Source organism: Bradyrhizobium sp. BRP19, assembly GCF_020194195.1.
Taxonomy (GTDB): domain Bacteria; phylum Pseudomonadota; class Alphaproteobacteria; order Rhizobiales; family Xanthobacteraceae; genus Bradyrhizobium; species Bradyrhizobium yuanmingense.
The window spans coordinates 189364-206818 of the sequence record NZ_JADYVZ010000005.1 but is presented as its reverse complement, the minus strand read 5'-3'; the positions used below and the strand labels follow the sequence as shown (position 1 = coordinate 206818).

Annotated in this window: 16 protein-coding genes; 13 read left to right on the top strand and 3 right to left on the bottom strand. The window is 64.9% G+C overall.

The window, feature by feature from the left end:
• The first annotated feature begins 89 nt into the window (after positions 1-89).
• The 3 genes from I6F36_RS18480 to boxB all read left to right on the top strand — a co-directional run bounded on the left by I6F36_RS18480 (position 90) and on the right by boxB (position 4268).
• Positions 90-902 carry an alpha/beta fold hydrolase gene (locus I6F36_RS18480; RefSeq protein WP_225141140.1) on the top strand — a complete coding sequence of 271 codons (813 nt, stop codon included), beginning with the start codon at positions 90-92 and terminating at the stop codon, positions 900-902.
• A 124-nt stretch (positions 903-1026) separates the two neighbouring features.
• Positions 1027-2715 carry a 2,3-epoxybenzoyl-CoA dihydrolase gene (gene boxC / locus I6F36_RS18475; protein WP_225141138.1) on the top strand — a complete coding sequence of 563 codons (1689 nt, stop codon included), beginning with the start codon at positions 1027-1029 and terminating at the stop codon, positions 2713-2715.
• A 101-nt stretch (positions 2716-2816) separates the two neighbouring features.
• Positions 2817-4268 (top strand): benzoyl-CoA 2,3-epoxidase subunit BoxB, encoded by a 1452-nt coding sequence (gene boxB, locus I6F36_RS18470; RefSeq protein ID WP_212256045.1) that lies wholly within the window; start codon positions 2817-2819, stop codon positions 4266-4268.
• Between the two features lie 72 nt (positions 4269-4340).
• On the opposite strand, the gene I6F36_RS18465 is transcribed toward boxB, so the two are convergent.
• Positions 4341-5150 (bottom strand): SDR family oxidoreductase, encoded by an 810-nt coding sequence (locus I6F36_RS18465; RefSeq protein WP_225113441.1) that lies wholly within the window; start codon positions 5148-5150, stop codon positions 4341-4343.
• 91 nt (positions 5151-5241) lie between these two features.
• A complete protein-coding gene (locus I6F36_RS18460; protein WP_036020404.1) occupies positions 5242-6300 on the bottom strand; it encodes a polysaccharide deacetylase family protein in 1059 nt (352 codons plus the stop codon).
• 164 nt (positions 6301-6464) lie between these two features.
• On the opposite strand from I6F36_RS18460, the gene I6F36_RS18455 reads away from it, so the two are divergent.
• The 10 genes from I6F36_RS18455 (at position 6465) to phoB (ending at position 16421) form a co-directional block, all read left to right on the top strand.
• Positions 6465-7859 (top strand): OmpA family protein, encoded by a 1395-nt coding sequence (locus I6F36_RS18455; protein ID WP_036020406.1) that lies wholly within the window; start codon positions 6465-6467, stop codon positions 7857-7859.
• 2 nt (positions 7860-7861) lie between these two features.
• Positions 7862-8164 carry a hypothetical protein gene (locus I6F36_RS18450; protein ID WP_036001688.1) on the top strand — a complete coding sequence of 101 codons (303 nt, stop codon included), beginning with the start codon at positions 7862-7864 and terminating at the stop codon, positions 8162-8164.
• Positions 8165-8612: 448 nt separating this feature from the next.
• Complete coding sequence (locus I6F36_RS18445) at positions 8613-9668, top strand: lysylphosphatidylglycerol synthase domain-containing protein (RefSeq protein WP_036001683.1); 1056 nt, start codon at positions 8613-8615, stop codon at positions 9666-9668.
• A gap of 46 nt (positions 9669-9714) precedes the next feature.
• The gene (locus tag I6F36_RS18440; protein ID WP_036020408.1) at positions 9715-11007 is read left to right on the top strand and encodes an ATP-binding protein; all 1293 of its coding nucleotides are present in this window, start codon (positions 9715-9717) and stop codon (positions 11005-11007) included.
• Positions 11008-11156: 149 nt separating this feature from the next.
• Positions 11157-12170 (top strand): phosphate ABC transporter substrate-binding protein PstS, encoded by a 1014-nt coding sequence (gene pstS / locus I6F36_RS18435; RefSeq protein WP_036001732.1) that lies wholly within the window; start codon positions 11157-11159, stop codon positions 12168-12170.
• A 135-nt stretch (positions 12171-12305) separates the two neighbouring features.
• Positions 12306-13295, top strand: coding sequence for a phosphate ABC transporter permease subunit PstC (pstC, locus tag I6F36_RS18430; RefSeq protein WP_036020411.1), 990 nt, complete (start codon positions 12306-12308; stop codon positions 13293-13295).
• 4 nt (positions 13296-13299) lie between these two features.
• On the top strand, positions 13300-14145 hold the full coding sequence (gene pstA / locus I6F36_RS18425; protein ID WP_036001676.1) for a phosphate ABC transporter permease PstA: 846 nt from the start codon (positions 13300-13302) through the stop codon (positions 14143-14145).
• Positions 14142-14963 (top strand): phosphate ABC transporter ATP-binding protein PstB, encoded by an 822-nt coding sequence (gene pstB, locus I6F36_RS18420; RefSeq protein WP_036020413.1) that lies wholly within the window; start codon positions 14142-14144, stop codon positions 14961-14963. The genes pstA and pstB overlap by 4 nt, the downstream gene beginning before the upstream one ends.
• Before the next feature lie 11 nt (positions 14964-14974).
• On the top strand, positions 14975-15691 hold the full coding sequence (gene phoU / locus I6F36_RS18415) for a phosphate signaling complex protein PhoU (protein ID WP_036001670.1): 717 nt from the start codon (positions 14975-14977) through the stop codon (positions 15689-15691).
• A gap of 22 nt (positions 15692-15713) precedes the next feature.
• On the top strand, positions 15714-16421 hold the full coding sequence (gene phoB, locus I6F36_RS18410) for a phosphate regulon transcriptional regulator PhoB (RefSeq protein ID WP_008143479.1): 708 nt from the start codon (positions 15714-15716) through the stop codon (positions 16419-16421).
• 291 nt (positions 16422-16712) lie between these two features.
• Here the strand turns inward: phoB and I6F36_RS18405 are convergent, their stop codons facing one another.
• Positions 16713-17225: a GcrA family cell cycle regulator gene (locus tag I6F36_RS18405; RefSeq protein ID WP_036001664.1), complete on the bottom strand. Its 513-nt coding sequence runs from the start codon at positions 17223-17225 to the stop codon at positions 16713-16715.
• Positions 17226-17455 lie beyond the last annotated feature (230 nt).

Sequence of the window (17455 nt, the reverse complement as noted above, 5' to 3'; positions counted from 1 at the left end):
CCCGGCCATCCACGTGCCACCGCGATTGCCATAAGACGTGGATGCCCGGTCAAGCCCGGGCATGACGATCGAGAGAGAAGAGCGCAGAAATGACCAATCTCACCCCCACCGGCTTCCTCAACATCGACGGCGCCAGCCTCGAATACAGATGGCTCGCGCCGCTAGTCCCCGACGCGCCCACGATCGTCATGCTGCATGAAGGCCTCGGCTCCGTCGGCCTCTGGGGTGATTTCCCTGAGAAGCTGCAGCAGGCCACGGGCGCGGGCATCTTCGCCTATTCGCGCGCAGGCTACGGCCAGTCCAGCCCGGTCGCACTGCCGCGGCCGCTCGACTACATGCATCGCGAGGCGCTGGACGTGCTGCCGAAGCTGCTCGACATGATCGGCTTCAAGCGCGGCCTCCTGCTCGGCCATTCCGACGGTGCCTCGATCGCCACCATCTATGCCGGGGCGCATCAGGATCATCGCCTGAGCGGCCTCGTGCTGATCGCGCCACATTTCATCGTCGAGGACATCTCGATCAAATCCATCGCCGCGATCAAGACGACGTTCGAGACCACGGACCTCAAGACAAAGCTGGCGCGCTGGCACAAGGACGTCGACAACGCCTTCCACGGCTGGAACGGCGCCTGGCTCGATCCAAAGTTCCGCGATTGGGATATCTCCGAATACCTCGCATACATCCGCGTGCCCGTCATGATCGTGCAGGGCACAGATGATCAATACGGCACGCTGCGCCAGGCCGAGATCGCGCAGGAGGAATGTTACTGCCCGGTCGACCTGAAGATCATGGCTGGGGCGGCGCATTCCCCGCATCGCGAGGCCGCGGGGCCGACCCTCGATGCCATCGTGCAGTTCGCAAAGGCCGCCTTGCGGGACGATCCAGGGCTTCAGGCTGCATGAAGCCCATGCCCGCCGAGATGAAGCAAAGTGCATGTGAATCCGCGATTCGGGCTAGACTAACCTAACAAGATGCACTATTGTGCATCTAACGCTCCAAATGCATAACCAAGCTTAAGGGTGGCTCATGGCCGGGGAAGATCGGCGCCTCGCAGGCGGCGCGACATTCATCGATTTCCAGACCGAACCGTCCCGCTACAAGCATTGGAAGCTCGCGGTCGATGGCGACGTCGCGACCTTGACCATGGATGTCGACGAGAACGGCGGACTGTTCGAGGGCTACCAGCTCAAGCTCAATTCCTACGATCTCGGCGTCGACATCGAGCTGGCCGATGCGATCCAGCGCCTGCGCTTCGAGCATCCGCAAGTGAAGGTCGTGGTGCTGCGCTCGGCCAAGAACCGCGTGTTCTGCGCCGGCGCCAACATCCGCATGCTCGCGGGCTCGACCCATGCCCACAAGGTGAACTTCTGCAAGTTCACCAACGAGACCCGCAACGGCATGGAGGATTCGTCGGAGAATTCCGGCCAGCGCTTCATCACGGTCGTGAACGGCTCCGCTGCCGGCGGCGGCTATGAGCTGGCGCTCGCGACCGATCACATCATCCTCGCCGACGACGGTTCGTCCGCCGTCGCGCTGCCCGAAGTGCCGCTGCTCGCGGTGCTGCCGGGCACCGGCGGTCTCACGCGGGTGGTCGACAAGCGCAAGGTGCGGCGCGATCACGCCGATGTCTTCTGCACCATCGAGGAAGGCGTGAAGGGCAAGCGCGCCGTGCAATGGCGCCTCGTCGACGAGATCGCACCGAACTCCAAGCTCGAGGCCAAGATCGCCGAGCGCGCCAAGGAGTTTGCGGCGGCCTCGACGCGCAAGGGCAGCGGCAAGGGCATCGCGCTGACGCCGCTCAGGCGCCTGATCGACGAAAACAGCATCCGCTACGGCTTCGTCACCGTCGACATCGATCGCACCGCCCGCATCGCCACCATCTCGATCAAGGCGCCGGAGACCGCGCCGCCCGCCGACATCGACGGCATGATGGCGCAAGGCGCCGCGTTCTGGCCGCTGCAAGTGGCGCGCGAGCTCGACGACGCCATTCTCCACTTGCGCATCAACGAGCTCGAGATCGCGATGCTGGTGTTCAAGAGCCATGGCGATCGCGCCCATGTGCTCGCCAGCGATGCTTTCCTCGAAGCCAACAAGGCGCACTGGCTGGTCAACGAGATCAGGCATTACTGGAAGCGCGTGCTCAAGCGCGTCGACGTCACCTCGCGCACGCTGGTGACGCTGGTCGAGCCCGGCTCCTGCTTTGCCGGCACGCTCGCCGAGCTCGTCTTCGCCGCCGACCGCTCCTACATGCTGATCGGCACGCGCCAGGGCGATAACCGCCCGCCGCCGTCGATCGAGTTGTCTGCCATGAACTTCGGCCCGTATCCGATGAGCCACGGCCTGACGCGGCTGCAGTCGCGCTTCCAGGCCGATCCGTCCGACCTGGAGCGCGCGGAAGCAACGCTCGGCACCAGCCTCGACGCCGAGCAGGCCGAAGAGCTCGGCCTCGTCACCTTCGCGCTCGACGACATCGACTGGGACGACGAGGTCCGCGTCTTCCTCGAGGAGCGCGCCAGCTTCTCGCCCGACAGCCTCACCGGCATGGAAGCGAGCCTGCGCTTCGTCGGCCCCGAGACGATGGAATCGAAGATCTTTGCGCGCCTTACGGCGTGGCAGAACTGGATATTCCAGCGCCCGAACGCCGTCGGCGAGGAAGGCGCGCTGCGCCGCTACGGCAGCGGCCAGAAACCGAAATTCGATATGACGCGAGTCTAGCGAATAGGGAGTGGCGAATAGCGAATAGGGGAATTCCATTCGCTACTCGCCATTCGCCCTTCGCGCCCTTCAAACGAGTAAGTCCCCCACGGGAGGTCCACATGAACATGAACATCATGAACGTCGACTACTCGACCAAGATTCCGAACAACGTCAATCTCGCCGAAGACCGCCAAGTGCTCAAAGCGCTGGAAGGCTGGCACCCCGGCTACATGGACTGGTGGAGCGACATGGGGCCGGAAGGGTTCCAGGAATCGCTGGTCTATTTGCGCACCGCCTACTCCGTCGATCCGCGCGGCTGGGCCAAGTTCGACTACGTCCGCATGCCCGAATATCGCTGGGGCATCCTGCTTGCGCCGCAGGAAGAGAACCGCGTCGTGCCGTTCGGCGAGCATTATGGCGAGCCGGCCTGGCAGGAAGTGCCGGGCGAGCACCGCGCCATGCTGCGCCGCCTGATCGTGATCCAGGGCGACACCGAGCCGGCCTCGGTCGAGCAGCAGCGCCATCTCGGCAAGACCGCGCCCTCGCTGTACGACATGCGCAATCTGTTCCAGGTCAACGTCGAGGAAGGCCGTCACCTCTGGGCGATGGTCTACCTGCTCCAGAAATATTTCGGGCGCGACGGACGTGAAGAAGCCGATGATTTGCTGCGCCGTCGCTCCGGCGATGCCGACGCGCCGCGCATGCTGGGCGCGTTCAACGAAGCGACGCCGGACTGGCTGTCCTTCTTCATGTTCACCTATTTCACCGACCGCGACGGCAAGATGCAGCTGCACTCACTGGCGCAGTCCGGCTTCGATCCCTTGTCGCGCACCTGCCGCTTCATGCTGACGGAGGAAGCGCACCACATGTTCGTCGGCGAGACCGGCATCACCCGCGTCGTGCAGCGCACCTGCGATGCGATGAAGGCGGCCGGCATCACCGACCCCACCGACATCGCGAAAGTCCGCGCGCTCGGCGTGATCGATCTTCCGACCATCCAGAAGAAGCTGAACCTGCACTACACGCTCTCGCTCGACCTGTTCGGCTCGGAAGTCTCGACCAACGCGGCCAACGCCTTCAACGCCGGCATCAAGGGCCGCTATCACGAGACCCAGATCGACGACGATCACCAGCTCAAGAATTCGACCTATCCGGTGCTCAAGTTGATCAACGGCGAGGTCAAGCTGGTCGACGAGCCGGCGTTGACCGCGCTCAACATGCGCCTGCGCGACGATTACAGCCAGGATTGCGTCAAGGGCATGCTGCGCTGGAACAAGGTGATCTCGACCGCCGGCTACGACTTCAAGCTGACGCTGCCCAATGTCGCCTTCCACCGCCACATCGGCGAGTTCAAGGACGTGCACGCGACGCCCGACGGCATTTTGATCGACGATGCCACCTGGGCCAAGCGCAAGGACGAATGGCTGCCGTCGGCCAGCGACGGCGACTTCATCACCTCTCTGATGCAGCCCGTCACCGAGATCGGCCAGTTCGCCTCCTGGATCTCGCCGCCCAAGGTCGGCATCGACAACAAGCCCGGCGATTTCGAGTACGTGAAGATCGAGTCGTAAGATAGTCGAATGGCGAGTGGCGAATAGTGCGACAGATGCTATTCGCCATTCGCTACCTCACTACTCGCGCATTCAGCTGTCCCACCCGCTGCCCTTGATCCCGGGGTTCGCATAGACGATGCCGCCATCCACCGCGATGGTCGCTCCCACCACGTAATCGCCGGCGCGGGAGGCGAGGTAGATCGCAGCGCCCGCCATGTCCTCGTCGGTGCCGATGCGGCCCACGGGGACGCGCGTTGCGACCTCGTCGGCGTGGTCGCGCGCGGCGCGGTTCATGTCTGACTTGAACGGGCCCGGCGCGATTGCGGTGACCACGATGTGGTCCGGGATCAGCTTCACCGCCATGCGCCGCGTCAGATGAATCAGCCCGGCCTTGCTCGCGGCATAGGAATAGGTCTCGCCGGGATTGACGAAGATGCCGTCGATCGAGGCGATGTTGATCACCTTCGCCGGCCGTTCCGCGCTCGCTGACGTGCGCAGCGTCGGCGCCAACGCCTTGGTCAGGAAGAACGGCGCCTTGACGTTGAGGTTCATCACCTTGTCCCAGCCGTTCTCCGGAAATTCGTCGAACTCCGCGCCCCAGGCCGCGCCCGCATTGTTGACGAGGATGTCGAGCCGGGACTCGCGTTTCCCGAACTCGCTGGCCAGCAGCTCGGCGCCGGCAACGGTCGAGATGTCGATCGGCAGCGCGATGCATTCCCCGTCATATTGCGCGCTGAGCTCCTTCGCGGTGGCCTCGCACGGTCCGGCCTTGCGCGCGGTGATGTAGACCTTTGCCGCGCCGGCGCTGAGAAATCCCGCCGCGATCATCTTTCCGATGCCGCGCGAGCCGCCGGTTACCAGCGCGATGCGGCCTTTGAGCGAGAACAGATCGTTGAACATGCGTCCCTCCCTTGGTTGCCGCCGGTTGTGGGCGGAGCGGGGAGGGGTGTCAAGGAAGGCACGCTTGTCCTCGACCAGTGCAGATTGAGGCCTACGCCGCCGCGATGCGGCGGAAGCCGTTCCACATCGCGGTCGCGGCACCCGAGGTCAGCACCGGCAGGATCCGCGCGTCCTGATAATTGCCATTGAGCGAGACGCGGGGCAGCGCGGTCATGTGGCCGGCGTTCTCCGCGAACAGCATGCCGGGCCGCGTCGTCACCGCGGTCTTGAAACCGGCGGATGCGGCAAGGGCGAATTCGCGCGCGCCCGCGGCGTCGCGGTCGCCATAGGGATAGGCGAGGTGCAGCACGGGGCGCTCCAGCACCTGCTCGATCCGCGCGCGGCTTGCGGCCATCTCCTGCGCGGCGATGTCTTCCGTCTGCTTGGCGAGATTGCAATGGCTGATGCTGTGCGCGCCGATCGTGACCAGCGGATCGGCGGCAAAGGACTTGAGCTCGGCCCAGGACAGGCAGAGGCCGCGGCACTGCGCTTCCATGTCGACGCCGTGAGTCCTGCACAGCGCCCCGATCTCGCGCGCAAGATCGTGCTCGCCCGGCAGCGCGCGCAGCCAGTCGTGCAGGCGGTCGAATGCCGCCTGCTTCGCCGCGACACTGGTCGCATCGAGCCGCAGGGCGGAATTGCCGATCTGAATGTCGATCTGCTCGGCCTTGGCGATCACGGCCTCCAGCGCCGTCCACCACAATCGCCCGGTGCCGTCGGCAAAATCGCTCGTGACATAGACTGCCAGCGGCGCGTCAAATTCGCGCAGCACCGGCAGCGCGTAATCCAGATTGTCGCGGTAACCGTCGTCGAGGGTGAAGGCGGCGAAGCGACGGTCGAACCGGCCCTGCACCAGCCGCTCATGCAGCTCGTCCATGCTGACGATGTCGATGTCGCGCGAGCGCAAATGGCACAGCGTGGCGCGCAGGAAGTCGGGGGTGACCTCGAGATGCCGGTTCGGCTGGAACGCAGCCTCGCGCGCCGGCCGCACGTGGTGCAGCATGAAAATGGCGCCGACGCCCGACAAAAGCGGGCGCAACAGGTGGTGCGCCCCGCTGAGATAGAGTGCTCCCAGCCCGGCGCGGATGACGTTGTTACGCAGTTGTTTCATGACCGGGTGGGGGACTTTGGCATTCCGGCCTCAACTTACGGAAGAACCCTTGAAGAAAAAGTTATTCCGATTGTCCCACCCGGGCCTTGGGACCAGGGCCATTTCCGGTTTGACAGCCTGCCAAGGGTTTGTTTTGTCTCCGTTTCCAGAGGTCGGGTCGTCGAATGCAGAAGCTTTTCTCGTGGGCCAGCAAATGGTGGCCGGGGTTGATCCCCCTTGCCGTCATGTGGGGATTTGCGGCCTGGAATAATACCTTACCGGTCGAGGCTGATCTGTCGGCCCGCAGCTCGGCTGCGCTCAAGGACACCGTTCTGGACAAGACCCGGATCGCGGTCGACGGCCGCGACGTCAGCCTGGCCGCGGACGCCTTCTCCGAGGAGGGGCGCCGCGACGCAGTGATGGCGGTCGAAACCGTGCCCGGCGTGCGGCTGGTCGACGACCGGACCCGCCTCGTTCCCGAGGCCAAGCCCTTCGTGTGGAATGCCGAGCGCGACGTGGTGCGGGTGACGCTGTCGGGCTCCGCGCCGCTGCCATCGATGAGGGCCCGGCTGACCGAGGCGGCCCGCAAGGAAGTCGGCGGCGTCGAGGTCGCCGACCAGATGGGGCTGGCGCGCGGGGCGCCGCCTCGGTTCGAAGCCGCCGCGATGCTGCTGCTGGATCAGATCGGCAAGCTGAAGGACGGCAAGATCACGATCACCGACACCAAGGTCAATCTGTCGGGCATGGCGCGCGAGCTCGGCGGCCGTGAGGCGATCGCGGCTGCGCTGAAGAACCTGCCCGAGGGTTTTTCGATTGCGGCCAACGAGATCAAGGCGCCGCCCTACATCTTCCAGGCCTACAAGGATCCGGTGGCTGCGACGGTGACGCTGACCGGCTATGTTCCGGACAACAACGTCCACGCCGCGATCGGCACCAGCGCCTCGCGAAAGTTCTTCACCGAAAAGGTCGTCGACAATCTCAAGGCCAGTATCGGCGCCCCCGGCTCCTTCAGCACGGCTGTTATCGCCGCGCTCGGCGCGCTGTCGCGGCTGTCGACCGGCACGCTGGTCGTCTCCGACCGCGAGGTGAAGCTCTCGGGCGATGCGCTCTACGAGGGCGCCGCCAACGAGATGCGCGCAGGCCTCGGCAAGGACTTCCCGAAGAACTGGCAGTACAAGCCGGAGATCACGGTGAAGCCCGCCGCAGGCCCGGTCGACGGCACCGTGTGCCAGCAATTGTTCTCGGAGCTTCTGACCAAGGGCAAGATCCGCTTCGCGAACAGGCGCGCGGACATCGATCCTGACTCGGCCGGCATTCTCGATCGCCTCATCGAGACTGCGCTGCGCTGCCCCACCACCAATATCGAGGTCGTCGGACATACCGACGCCGATGGCGAGGATGCCTTCAACCAGGCCCTTTCGGAAAAGCGCGCGCAGGCGGTGATCGACTATCTGGTCAAGGCGGGCCTTCCTGCCAGCCGCTTCACCGCGGTCGGCCATGGCAGCACGCAGCCCGTCGCCGGCAACGACACCGATGAGGGCAAGGCGCAGAACCGCCGCATCGAATTTCTGGTGAGGTGACGATGCCTTATCTCGTCTCGTTCCATCTGGGCTGGCTGATCGGCTCGCTGCTGCTGGGCTTCTGCATGGGCTGGATCTCGGTGGTCCAGCGCGGCAACGGCACCTCGAAGGTGATTGCGCGGTGGCTCGCAGTGCTTGCCGCCGCCCTGGTCGCGGCCTCTCTCACCCATGTGGTCCCCGGTCGCTTCGGCTACTGGCTCGACCTCGGCCTGATCATGTTCGCCTGCTATCTCGTCGGCGGCACGATCGGAGCGTGGCTGCGCGATCGGGTGGTCTCGCGTACCGCGCCGCCAGCCGCTGTGTGATGTTGCTATGCACCCTCACGCGCGGGACGGGGTGTGCTCCGCCGCGGCCTTTCGGCGCATTGGAAAACCGGGACCTGGCCGCTCCAGTCACCCCTCTTTCAACAGGCAGGCCGGCTCCATAGATTGACGTTGGCTTAAGGCGTGACGGAACATTGTGCGGCCGAAATCATCAAAACTTCATGGCCCCTGCGCAGGATCGCCTGGAGATTCGCGCCAAGCCTTGCCGACGAAAGCGCCAAACCCTGCACTGGGAGCTGCAACCCTGCCTAAAATACTGAAGGCACGTGTTTTTGTTCGAATTGGCGAATTCCACTTCGGCCGAAAACGCGCTAGTGGAGGGGCAGGGGGCATGCGCGATTCCGGCGCCGGCGGCGAGGGTTCGTTGAATGCCTGCGCGTCCGCCTGTCCGCCGGCCACCCTGGCCGCTGAAGCGTTGTTCGAGGTCTAGATGCTGGAAGCCATACGCAGGGCGACGACGTTTCTGCGCCAGAAGCAAGTCCTGCATAAGCTTGGAGTCGTGATCAGCATCGCGGTCATCGGCATCGCTTGCTACGTGCTCTACCACATGCTGCGCGGCATTGATTTCAACGAGGTCCTCGAAGCGATCAAGAGCACTGAGCCGAGCCAGATTGCGATGGCGGCGCTATTCGTCACTGCGGGCTATTTCACGCTGACCTTCTACGACCTCTTCGCCACGCGCGCGATCGGCCATGCCCATGTGCCCTATCGCATCAACGCGCTCGCGGCCTTCACCAGCTATTCGATCGGCCACAATGTCGGCGCCTCCGTCTTCACCGGCGGGGCGGTGCGCTACCGCATCTATTCGGCCTATGGGCTCAACGCGATCGACGTCGCAAAAATCTGCTTTCTCGCCGGCCTGACCTTCTGGCTGGGCAATGCCGCGGTGCTCGGCCTCGGCATCGCCTACCATCCGGAGGCGGCAGCCTCGATCGACCAGCTGCCGGTCTGGCTGAACCGGACACTGGCGCTGATGATCATCGTGGCGCTGATCGGTTACGTGATCTGGGTCTGGAGCCAGCCGCGGGTGGTCGGCCGCGGCCCTTGGACGGTGGTGCTGCCGGGCGGCCCGCTGACGCTGCTCCAGATCGCGATCGGCATCGTCGATCTCGGTTTCTGCGCGCTGGCGATGTATGTGCTGGTCCCCGACGAGCCCAATCTCGGCTTCGTGATGGTCGCGGTGATCTTCGTCTCGGCGACCCTGCTCGGCTTCGCCAGCCATTCACCCGGAGGCTTGGGGGTGTTCGATGCCGCCATGCTGGTCGGGCTCTGGCAGATGGACCGCGAGGAGCTGCTGGGCGGCATGCTCCTGTTCCGCGTCCTCTATTATCTGTCTCCGTTCGTCTTATCTGTAATCTTGCTGACGTTTCGAGAGGTTATAATCGGCGCCCGATCGAAGCGCTTGCAACAGGCGGCGCTCAAGCTGGACCCCGGCCCGGCGCCTGAAGCCGCCTATGTGAGAGAGCGCAGCGACAGCGGCGCCTGACCGGTGTCAGGTCCTTAAGGACAGTCCCCAGGAGAAGTCCGCCCCGATGGCGATCGACGCCCCCTCTTCTCCCTCCGCCCAGCCCTGGTCCGATCGGCTGCGGCACTCGACCATCATCCTGATCGCCGCGGCGCTGGCGCTGTCCGTCGTGGTCTCGCTCGGCGAATTGTCGGCGCTGCACGCTGCAATCGTGTTCCTCTGCATCGCGGCGGCTGCCTTGATCCCGTGGCGGCTGCACGATCCCGCCACCTCCCGCGACGACGTCAGACGCATCAACCCGGTCGAGAGCGCGGCGGTGGCCGCGGTGGTCGCCGGCATGCCGGATCCGGCGGTGCTGCTCGACCGGGCCGGCCGCGTCATCCACCTCAACGCCGCCGCCGCCCAGCTCGCGCCGGCGCTGCGCAAGAACGAGCTCGCCCAGTTCGCGCTGCGCTCGCCGGAGATCATCACCGCGCTGCGCGAGGCCATCGCGACCACCGAGCCGCGGCGCGCGACCTATCTCGATCATGTTCCGGTTGATCGCTGGATGGAGCTGATCATCACGCCGGTACCGGTGCCGACCAGCTTCGGCGGCGCCGACAAATGCATGCTGATGACCTTCCACGACCAGACGCCGCTGCGCCGGGTCGAGGAGATGCGCGCCGACTTCGTCGCCAATGCCAGCCACGAGCTGCGCACGCCGCTGGCGGCGCTGTCGGGCTTCATCGATACGCTCCAGGGCCAGGCCAAGGACGATCCCAAGGCGCGCGAGCGCTTTCTCGGCATCATGCACAACCAGGCCACGCGCATGGCGCGCCTGATCGACGATCTCTTGTCGCTGTCGCGGGTCGAGCTGTCGGCCCATGTCCGGCCCGACACCCTGGTCGATCTCGTCCCGATCATCCGTCAGGTCGCCGACGGGCTCGAGCCGCTGGCGCGCGAGCGTCAGGTCGAGGTGGACATCCACCTGCCGGAGCCGCCGGTGATGATCGCGGGGGACCGCGAGGAGCTGCTCCGCCTGTTCGAGAACCTGATCGAGAACGCGCTCAAATACGGCGCCTCCGGCGGGCGCGTCATCGTGTCGCTGACCTCGAGCGCCGCCGCTGACGGAACTCAGGAAATCCGGGTCATGGTCCGCGATTTCGGCCCGGGCATCGCGCCGGAGCACCTGCCGCGGCTGACCGAGCGCTTCTATCGGGTCGACGTCGGCGACAGCCGCTCGCAAGGCGGCACCGGGCTCGGGTTATCGTTGGTGAAACATATCCTTAACCGTCATCGCGGCCGCCTTTTGATCGAAAGCGTGCCCAGGCAGGGCGCCACCTTCACCGCCTGTTTTCCCCAGATCAAGACTCCGGTTTGATTGGAAACGCAAGCAATTTCAATTGCTTGGTGTCGTCATCCAACTGTCACGAAACCTTCGTAAAAGCACAGCCGACCGCCCCTAAAGCGGCGGCGCGGGGAGCGCGATCGGGCGCGGATGGCGCTTCGCTCCCCTGTATGGAGACCAGCATGAATTTCCTCAAAACCATGGTCGCTGCCGGCTTGGTCGCCGCATCGACGACGGTAGCCTTTGCGGCCGACATCACCGGTGCCGGCGCGACGTTCCCGTTCCCGATCTATTCGAAGTGGGCTGACGCCTACAAAAAGGAGACCGGCAACGGTCTGAACTACCAGTCGATCGGCTCGGGTGGCGGCATCAAGCAGATCCAGGCCAAGACCGTGACCTTCGGCGCCACCGACGCGCCGCTCAAGGCCGAGCAGCTCGAGAAGGACGGCCTCGTCCAGTGGCCGATGGTGATGGGTGCCATCGTCCCCGTCGTCAACATCGAGGGCGTGAAGCCGGGCGAGCTGGTGTTCGACGGCGAGACCCTGGCCAACATCTATCTCGGCAAGATCACCAAGTGGGACGATGCCGCGATCAAGAAGCTCAATCCCAACGCGAAGCTGCCGTCAGAAGCCATCACCGTGGTCCGTCGTTCGGACGGCTCGGGCACCACCTTCAACTTCACCAACTATCTCTCCAAGGCCAGCGCGGACTGGAAGAGCAAGGTCGGCGAGGGCACCGCGGTCGAGTGGCCGGTCGGCGTCGGCGCCAAGGGCAACGAGGGTGTGTCGGGCAACATCAGCCAGACCAAGAACTCGATCGGCTATGTCGAATACGCCTATGCCAAGCAGAACAAGCTCACCCACACCGGTCTCGTCAACAAGGCCGGCAAGCCGGTGCAGCCGACCGTCGAGGCCTTCCAGGCGGCCGCCTCCAACGCCGATTGGTCCAAGGCTCCCGGCTATTACGTCATCCTGACCGAGCAGCCCGGCGAGAAGTCCTGGCCGATCACGGCGGCGACCTTCATCCTGATGCACAAGTCCGCCACCGACAAGGCGGCCGCGCAGGAAGCGATCAAGTTCTTCCGCTGGGCCTTCAAGAACGGCGGCAAGATGGCCGAGGAGCTCGACTACATTCCGATGCCGGACAGCGTCGTCCAGCAGATCGAGAAGACCTGGGCTGCCGAGATCAAGAGCTAAGGCGCTATATGTGTCCCGGACACGGTTCCGGGACGCTGCAAGATCTCCGCTCCGGATCGGCCTCCTGCCGCATCCGGAGCGCGCCACCAACAACAAGCGTACATAAAACGGGTATAGGGGATCGGCGTGGCTGAGATGGCTGTTGAGAGCAATGTGATTGATGCTGCCGGTCCATATGATCGCGCCAAGGCCTTGAGCGCGTTCAAGCTCGGCGACGTCACCTTCTACTGGATCACGCGGTTGTCCGCGATCTCGGTGCTGCTGATCCTCGGCGGCATCATCATCTCGCTGATCGTCGGCGCCTTACCGGCGATCCAGGAGTTCGGCATCTCCTTCCTGTGGACGCAGCGCTGGGCGCCCTCGGCCGATCCGCCGGTGCTCGGCGCGCTCGGGCCGATCTACGGCACGCTCGTCACCTCCTTCATCGCGATGCTGATCGCCATTCCCGTCGGTCTCGGCATTGCGATCTTCCTCACCGAGCTCTGCCCGCAATGGCTGCGCCGCCCGATCGGCATGGCGGTCGAGCTGCTCGCCGGCATCCCCTCGATCATCTACGGCATGTGGGGCTTCTTCGTGCTCGGCCCGTTCCTGGCCAACACCTTCCAGCCTTTCATGATCAGGGTGTTCGACGGCGTCCCCGTGCTGGGCGCGATCTTCGCAGGGCCCCCGTCCTATCTCAGCCTGTTCAACGCCGCGCTGATCCTCGCCATCATGGTGCTGCCCTTCATCACCTCGATTTCGGTCGACGTGTTCAAGACGGTGCCGCCGGTGCTGAAGGAAGCCGCCTACGGCGTCGGCTGCACCACCTGGGAGGTCGTCCGCAGCGTGGTGATCCCCTACACCCGCGTCGGCATCATCGGCGGCGTCATGCTGGCGCTGGGCCGGGCGCTCGGCGAGACCATGGCGGTGACCTTCATCATCGGCAACTCGTTCCGGATCTCCTCGTCGATCTTCGCGCCGGGCACGACGATTTCGGCGGCGATCGCCTCCGAATTTGCCGAGAGCGACGGCCTGCACCAGTCCGGCCTGATCCTGCTCGGCCTCCTGCTGTTCGTGCTGACGTTCTTCGTGCTCGCTGCCGCCCGTTTGATGCTGCTGCGCCTCGAAACCAAGGCCGGGAAGTGAAGCCATGAACCCGATCTATTCGCGCCGCCGCCGCTGGGACATCGTCATTCGCGGCCTCTGCATCGCAGCCGCCGCCTTCGGCGTCACCTGGCTCGCGCTGATCCTGGTCACGCTGCTCTACAACGGCTTGGCCGGGCTCAACCTCCAGGTCTTCACAGCTGACACGCCGCCGCCCGGATCGACCGAGGGCGGCCTGCGCAACGCCATCGTCGGCTCGTTGATCATGACCGTGATCGGCGTCGGCATCGGCGCGCCGCTCGGCCTGTTCGCCGGCACCTATCTCGCCGAGTACGGCCGCAACGACAAGCTGACCTCGGTGATCCGCTTCATCAACGACATTCTCCTGTCGGCACCCTCGATCATCATCGGCCTCTTCATCTATGGCGCGGTGGTGGTGCCGATGCGCGGCTTCTCGGCGATTGCGGGCGCGCTGGCGCTTGCCGTCATCGTGATCCCGGTCGTCGTGCGCACCACCGAAGACATGCTACTGCTGGTGCCGAATCCGTTGCGCGAAGCTGCCAGCGCGCTCGGCCTGCCGCGCTCGCTGGTGATCAAGCGCATCGCCTATCGTGCCGCGCGCTCCGGCCTCATCACCGGCGTGCTGCTGGCGACCGCCCGCGTCGCCGGCGAGACCGCGCCGCTGTTGTTCACGGCACTGTCGAACCAGTTCTTCAGCCTCGGCCTGAACAAGACGATGGCGAACCTGCCTGTCACCATCAACAACTTCGTGCAGAGCCCCTACGAGTATTGGAAGCAACTCGCCTGGAGCGGTGCGCTGTTGATCACCCTGACCGTGCTTGCCCTTAACATTGGCGCGCGCATCCTTGGCGCCGAGAGGACTGCAAAATGAGTGAAATGTCTGTTTCCGTCAGCGCACCGTCCGTTCATCCCGGCTCGCAGCCCCTGCCCGAGGCGCCCGCCAAGGTCACGGCGCGCAACCTCAACTTCTACTACGGCGACCACCACGCGCTGAAGAACATCAACCTGGCGCTCGGCACCAACCGCGTCACGGCGTTCATCGGCCCGTCCGGCTGCGGCAAGTCCACCCTGCTGCGCATCTTCAACCGGATGTACGACCTCTATCCGGGCCAGCGCGCCGACGGTCAGCTGTTACTCGACCATACCAACATCCTCGACCCCAAGCTCGACCTCAACCTGCTCCGCGCCCGGGTCGGCATGGTGTTCCAGAAGCCGACGCCGTTCCCGATGACGATCTACGAGAACATCGCCTTCGGCATTCGTCTCTATGAGAAGATCTCCAAGTCCGAGATGGACGACCGCGTCGAGAAGGCGCTGCGCGGTGGCGCGCTGTGGAACGAGGTCAAGGACAAGCTCAATGCCTCCGGCCTGTCGCTCTCCGGCGGCCAGCAGCAGCGCCTCTGCATCGCCCGCACCGTCGCGGTGCGGCCCGAGGTGATCCTGTTTGACGAGCCCTGCTCGGCGCTCGACCCGATCTCGACCGCCAAGGTCGAGGAGCTGATCCAGGAATTGTCCGAGAACTACACGATCGCGATCGTCACCCACAACATGCAGCAGGCGGCGCGCGTTTCCGACAAGACCGCCTTCATGTATCTCGGCGAGTTGATCGAGTTCGACGACACCAGCAAGATCTTCACGTCGCCGAGCGATCGGCGCACGCAGGATTACATCACCGGCCGGTTCGGCTGAGGAGACGGAACATGGGTTCTGAACATACCGTAAAGGCTTTCGACAGCGACCTTCAGGAGCTCACCCGCCTGGTCGCCGAGATGGGCGGCATCGCCGAGCGCATGATCGTCGATTCCGTCGACGCGCTGATCCGCCGCGACGTCGCGCTCGGCCAGCGCGTCGTCGCCACCGACGTCGAGCTCGACGCGCTGCAGAAGCGCATCGAGGAGCGCGCCGTGCTCACCATCGCCCGCCGCCAGCCGATGGCCGTCGACCTGCGCGAGATCGTCGGCGCGATGCGCGTTGCGACCGATCTCGAGCGCATCGGCGATCTCGCCAAGAACATGGGCAAGCGCGTCGCGGCGCTGGAGACGGATTTCCATCCGCTCAAGCTGTTCCGCGGCCTGGAGCACATGACCGACCTCGTGCAGCAGCAGGTCAAGTCGGTGCTGGACGCCTATGCCGCGCACGACCTGCCGGCGGCGATGGCGGTGTGGAAGGGCGACGAAGAAGTCGACGCCATCTGCACCTCGCTGTTCCGCGAGCTCCTCACCTACATGATGGAGGATCCGCGCAACATCTCGTTCTGCATCCACCTGATGTTCTGTGCCAAGAACATCGAGCGGATCGGCGACCACGCCACCAACATCGCCGAGACCGTGTTCTACATGATCGAGGGCCAGGCGATCACCGACAAGCGGCCGAAGGGCGACATGACGACCTTCGCCACGACGGTGCCGAACACCTGACGACTTAAGGAGCTACGACCACATGGGCGCACGCATTATGGTGGTTGAGGACGAGGAAGCTCTCACCGAGCTTCTTCGCTACAACCTCGAAGGCGACGGCTATGACGTCGAGACGGTGATGCGCGGCGATGACGCCGACACCCGCCTCAAGGAGCACATTCCCGATCTGATCGTGCTCGACTGGATGCTGCCGGGCCTGTCGGGCATCGAGCTGTGCCGGCGGCTTCGGACCCGGCCCGAGACCAAACAGCTGCCGATCATCATGCTCACCGCGCGCGGGGAGGAGAGCGAGCGGGTGCGCGGGCTTGCCACCGGCGCGGATGATTACATCGTCAAGCCGTTCTCGGTGCCGGAGCTGCTCGCGCGCGTGAAGGGCTTGCTCAGGCGCGCGAGCCCCGAGCGCCTCGCCACCGTGCTCGCCTATGGCGATATCGAGCTCGACCGCGACAAGCGCCGCGTGGCGCGCTCGGGCCGGCCGATCGATCTCGGTCCGACCGAATATCGCCTGCTGGAGTTCTTCCTGGAGCATCCCGGCCGCGTGTTCTCGCGCGAGCAGCTGCTCGACAGCGTCTGGGGCCGCGACATCTACATCGACGAGCGCACCGTCGACGTCCATATCGGCCGCCTGCGCAAGCTGCTCAACCTTGGCCGCGAGCAGGACCCGATCCGCACCGTCCGCGGCGCCGGCTACGCGCTGGACGATCGCTTCGCGAAGGCTGAGCAGACGTAAGATCGGGCGAGTTGTTGGTTCTCGGCCGCGGCAACAATCTCGGTCGTGATCCCGGGGCGCGCGCAGCGCGAGCCCGGGATCTCAGCGCGAGCGCGCGCGCTCGTCGCGATCAGCCACAGGACGTGGTTTGGCGAAGACTCGGAGTGACCATCTCGCGCAACGATTGCGTTATGGATCCCCGCCTTCGCGGGGATGACACCGGAGTGATTGGGAGCCGTCATCGTGTGACGGCTGCAGCCTTGGCGATCAAGCTTGGCGATCAAAGCTTGGCGATCAGGAAATTCCGCAACCTCACCGCGTGCCCGGTTTCGGTGCTGCGCGACGGCGATCCGCTGCAGGCTGATAGGCCACGCGCGAATGCTGGGCACAATAGGGCAGGCCGGAGAGCGCCTTGCCGCCGCAGAAGAAGAAATCCGGGCTCGAGGGATCGCCGACCGGCCAGTGGCAGGTCGCCTCGTTCAATTCCAGCAGCGACAGCCGCTGGCTCATCGGCACCACGTTGTCGTAGGTAACCGGCTCGGCTTCCAACTCGACCTCGAAGGCCTGCGCCAGCGCGGTGTTGCCGCGCGCGACGGGGCGGGTCACCCGCATCATATGCTGCGCGGGCCGTGCCTTGCGCGGCCGCGGCGCTGCCGATGAAGGGCTCTTGGCGCGGCCGGACAGGCCGAGCCGGTGCACCTTGCCGATCACGGCATTGCGGGTCACATTGCCGAGCTCCGCCGCGATCTGGCTGGCCGAAAGTCCGGCCTCCCAGAGCTTCTTCAGCTGCTCGACGCGATCATCGGACCAGGTCAAAACCGTCATTGCACCCTTTCCCTCGCTGCGCGCCTGCCATCCTGGGGCCTTCGCAGCGAATGCTTTAGCCTTGAAAAACCCGTGCCGTCAGAATCCCTTAAGGCTCGCCGGGCGCGCTCAAGACGCCCGAACGTTTACGCCGGTACATGAGGACTTCTGGGATCAGAACTGCTGCACGAGATGTCGTATCTGACAGTCCAAACGCTACAATATGGCGTGACTCCCGCGCAAGAGTCCGC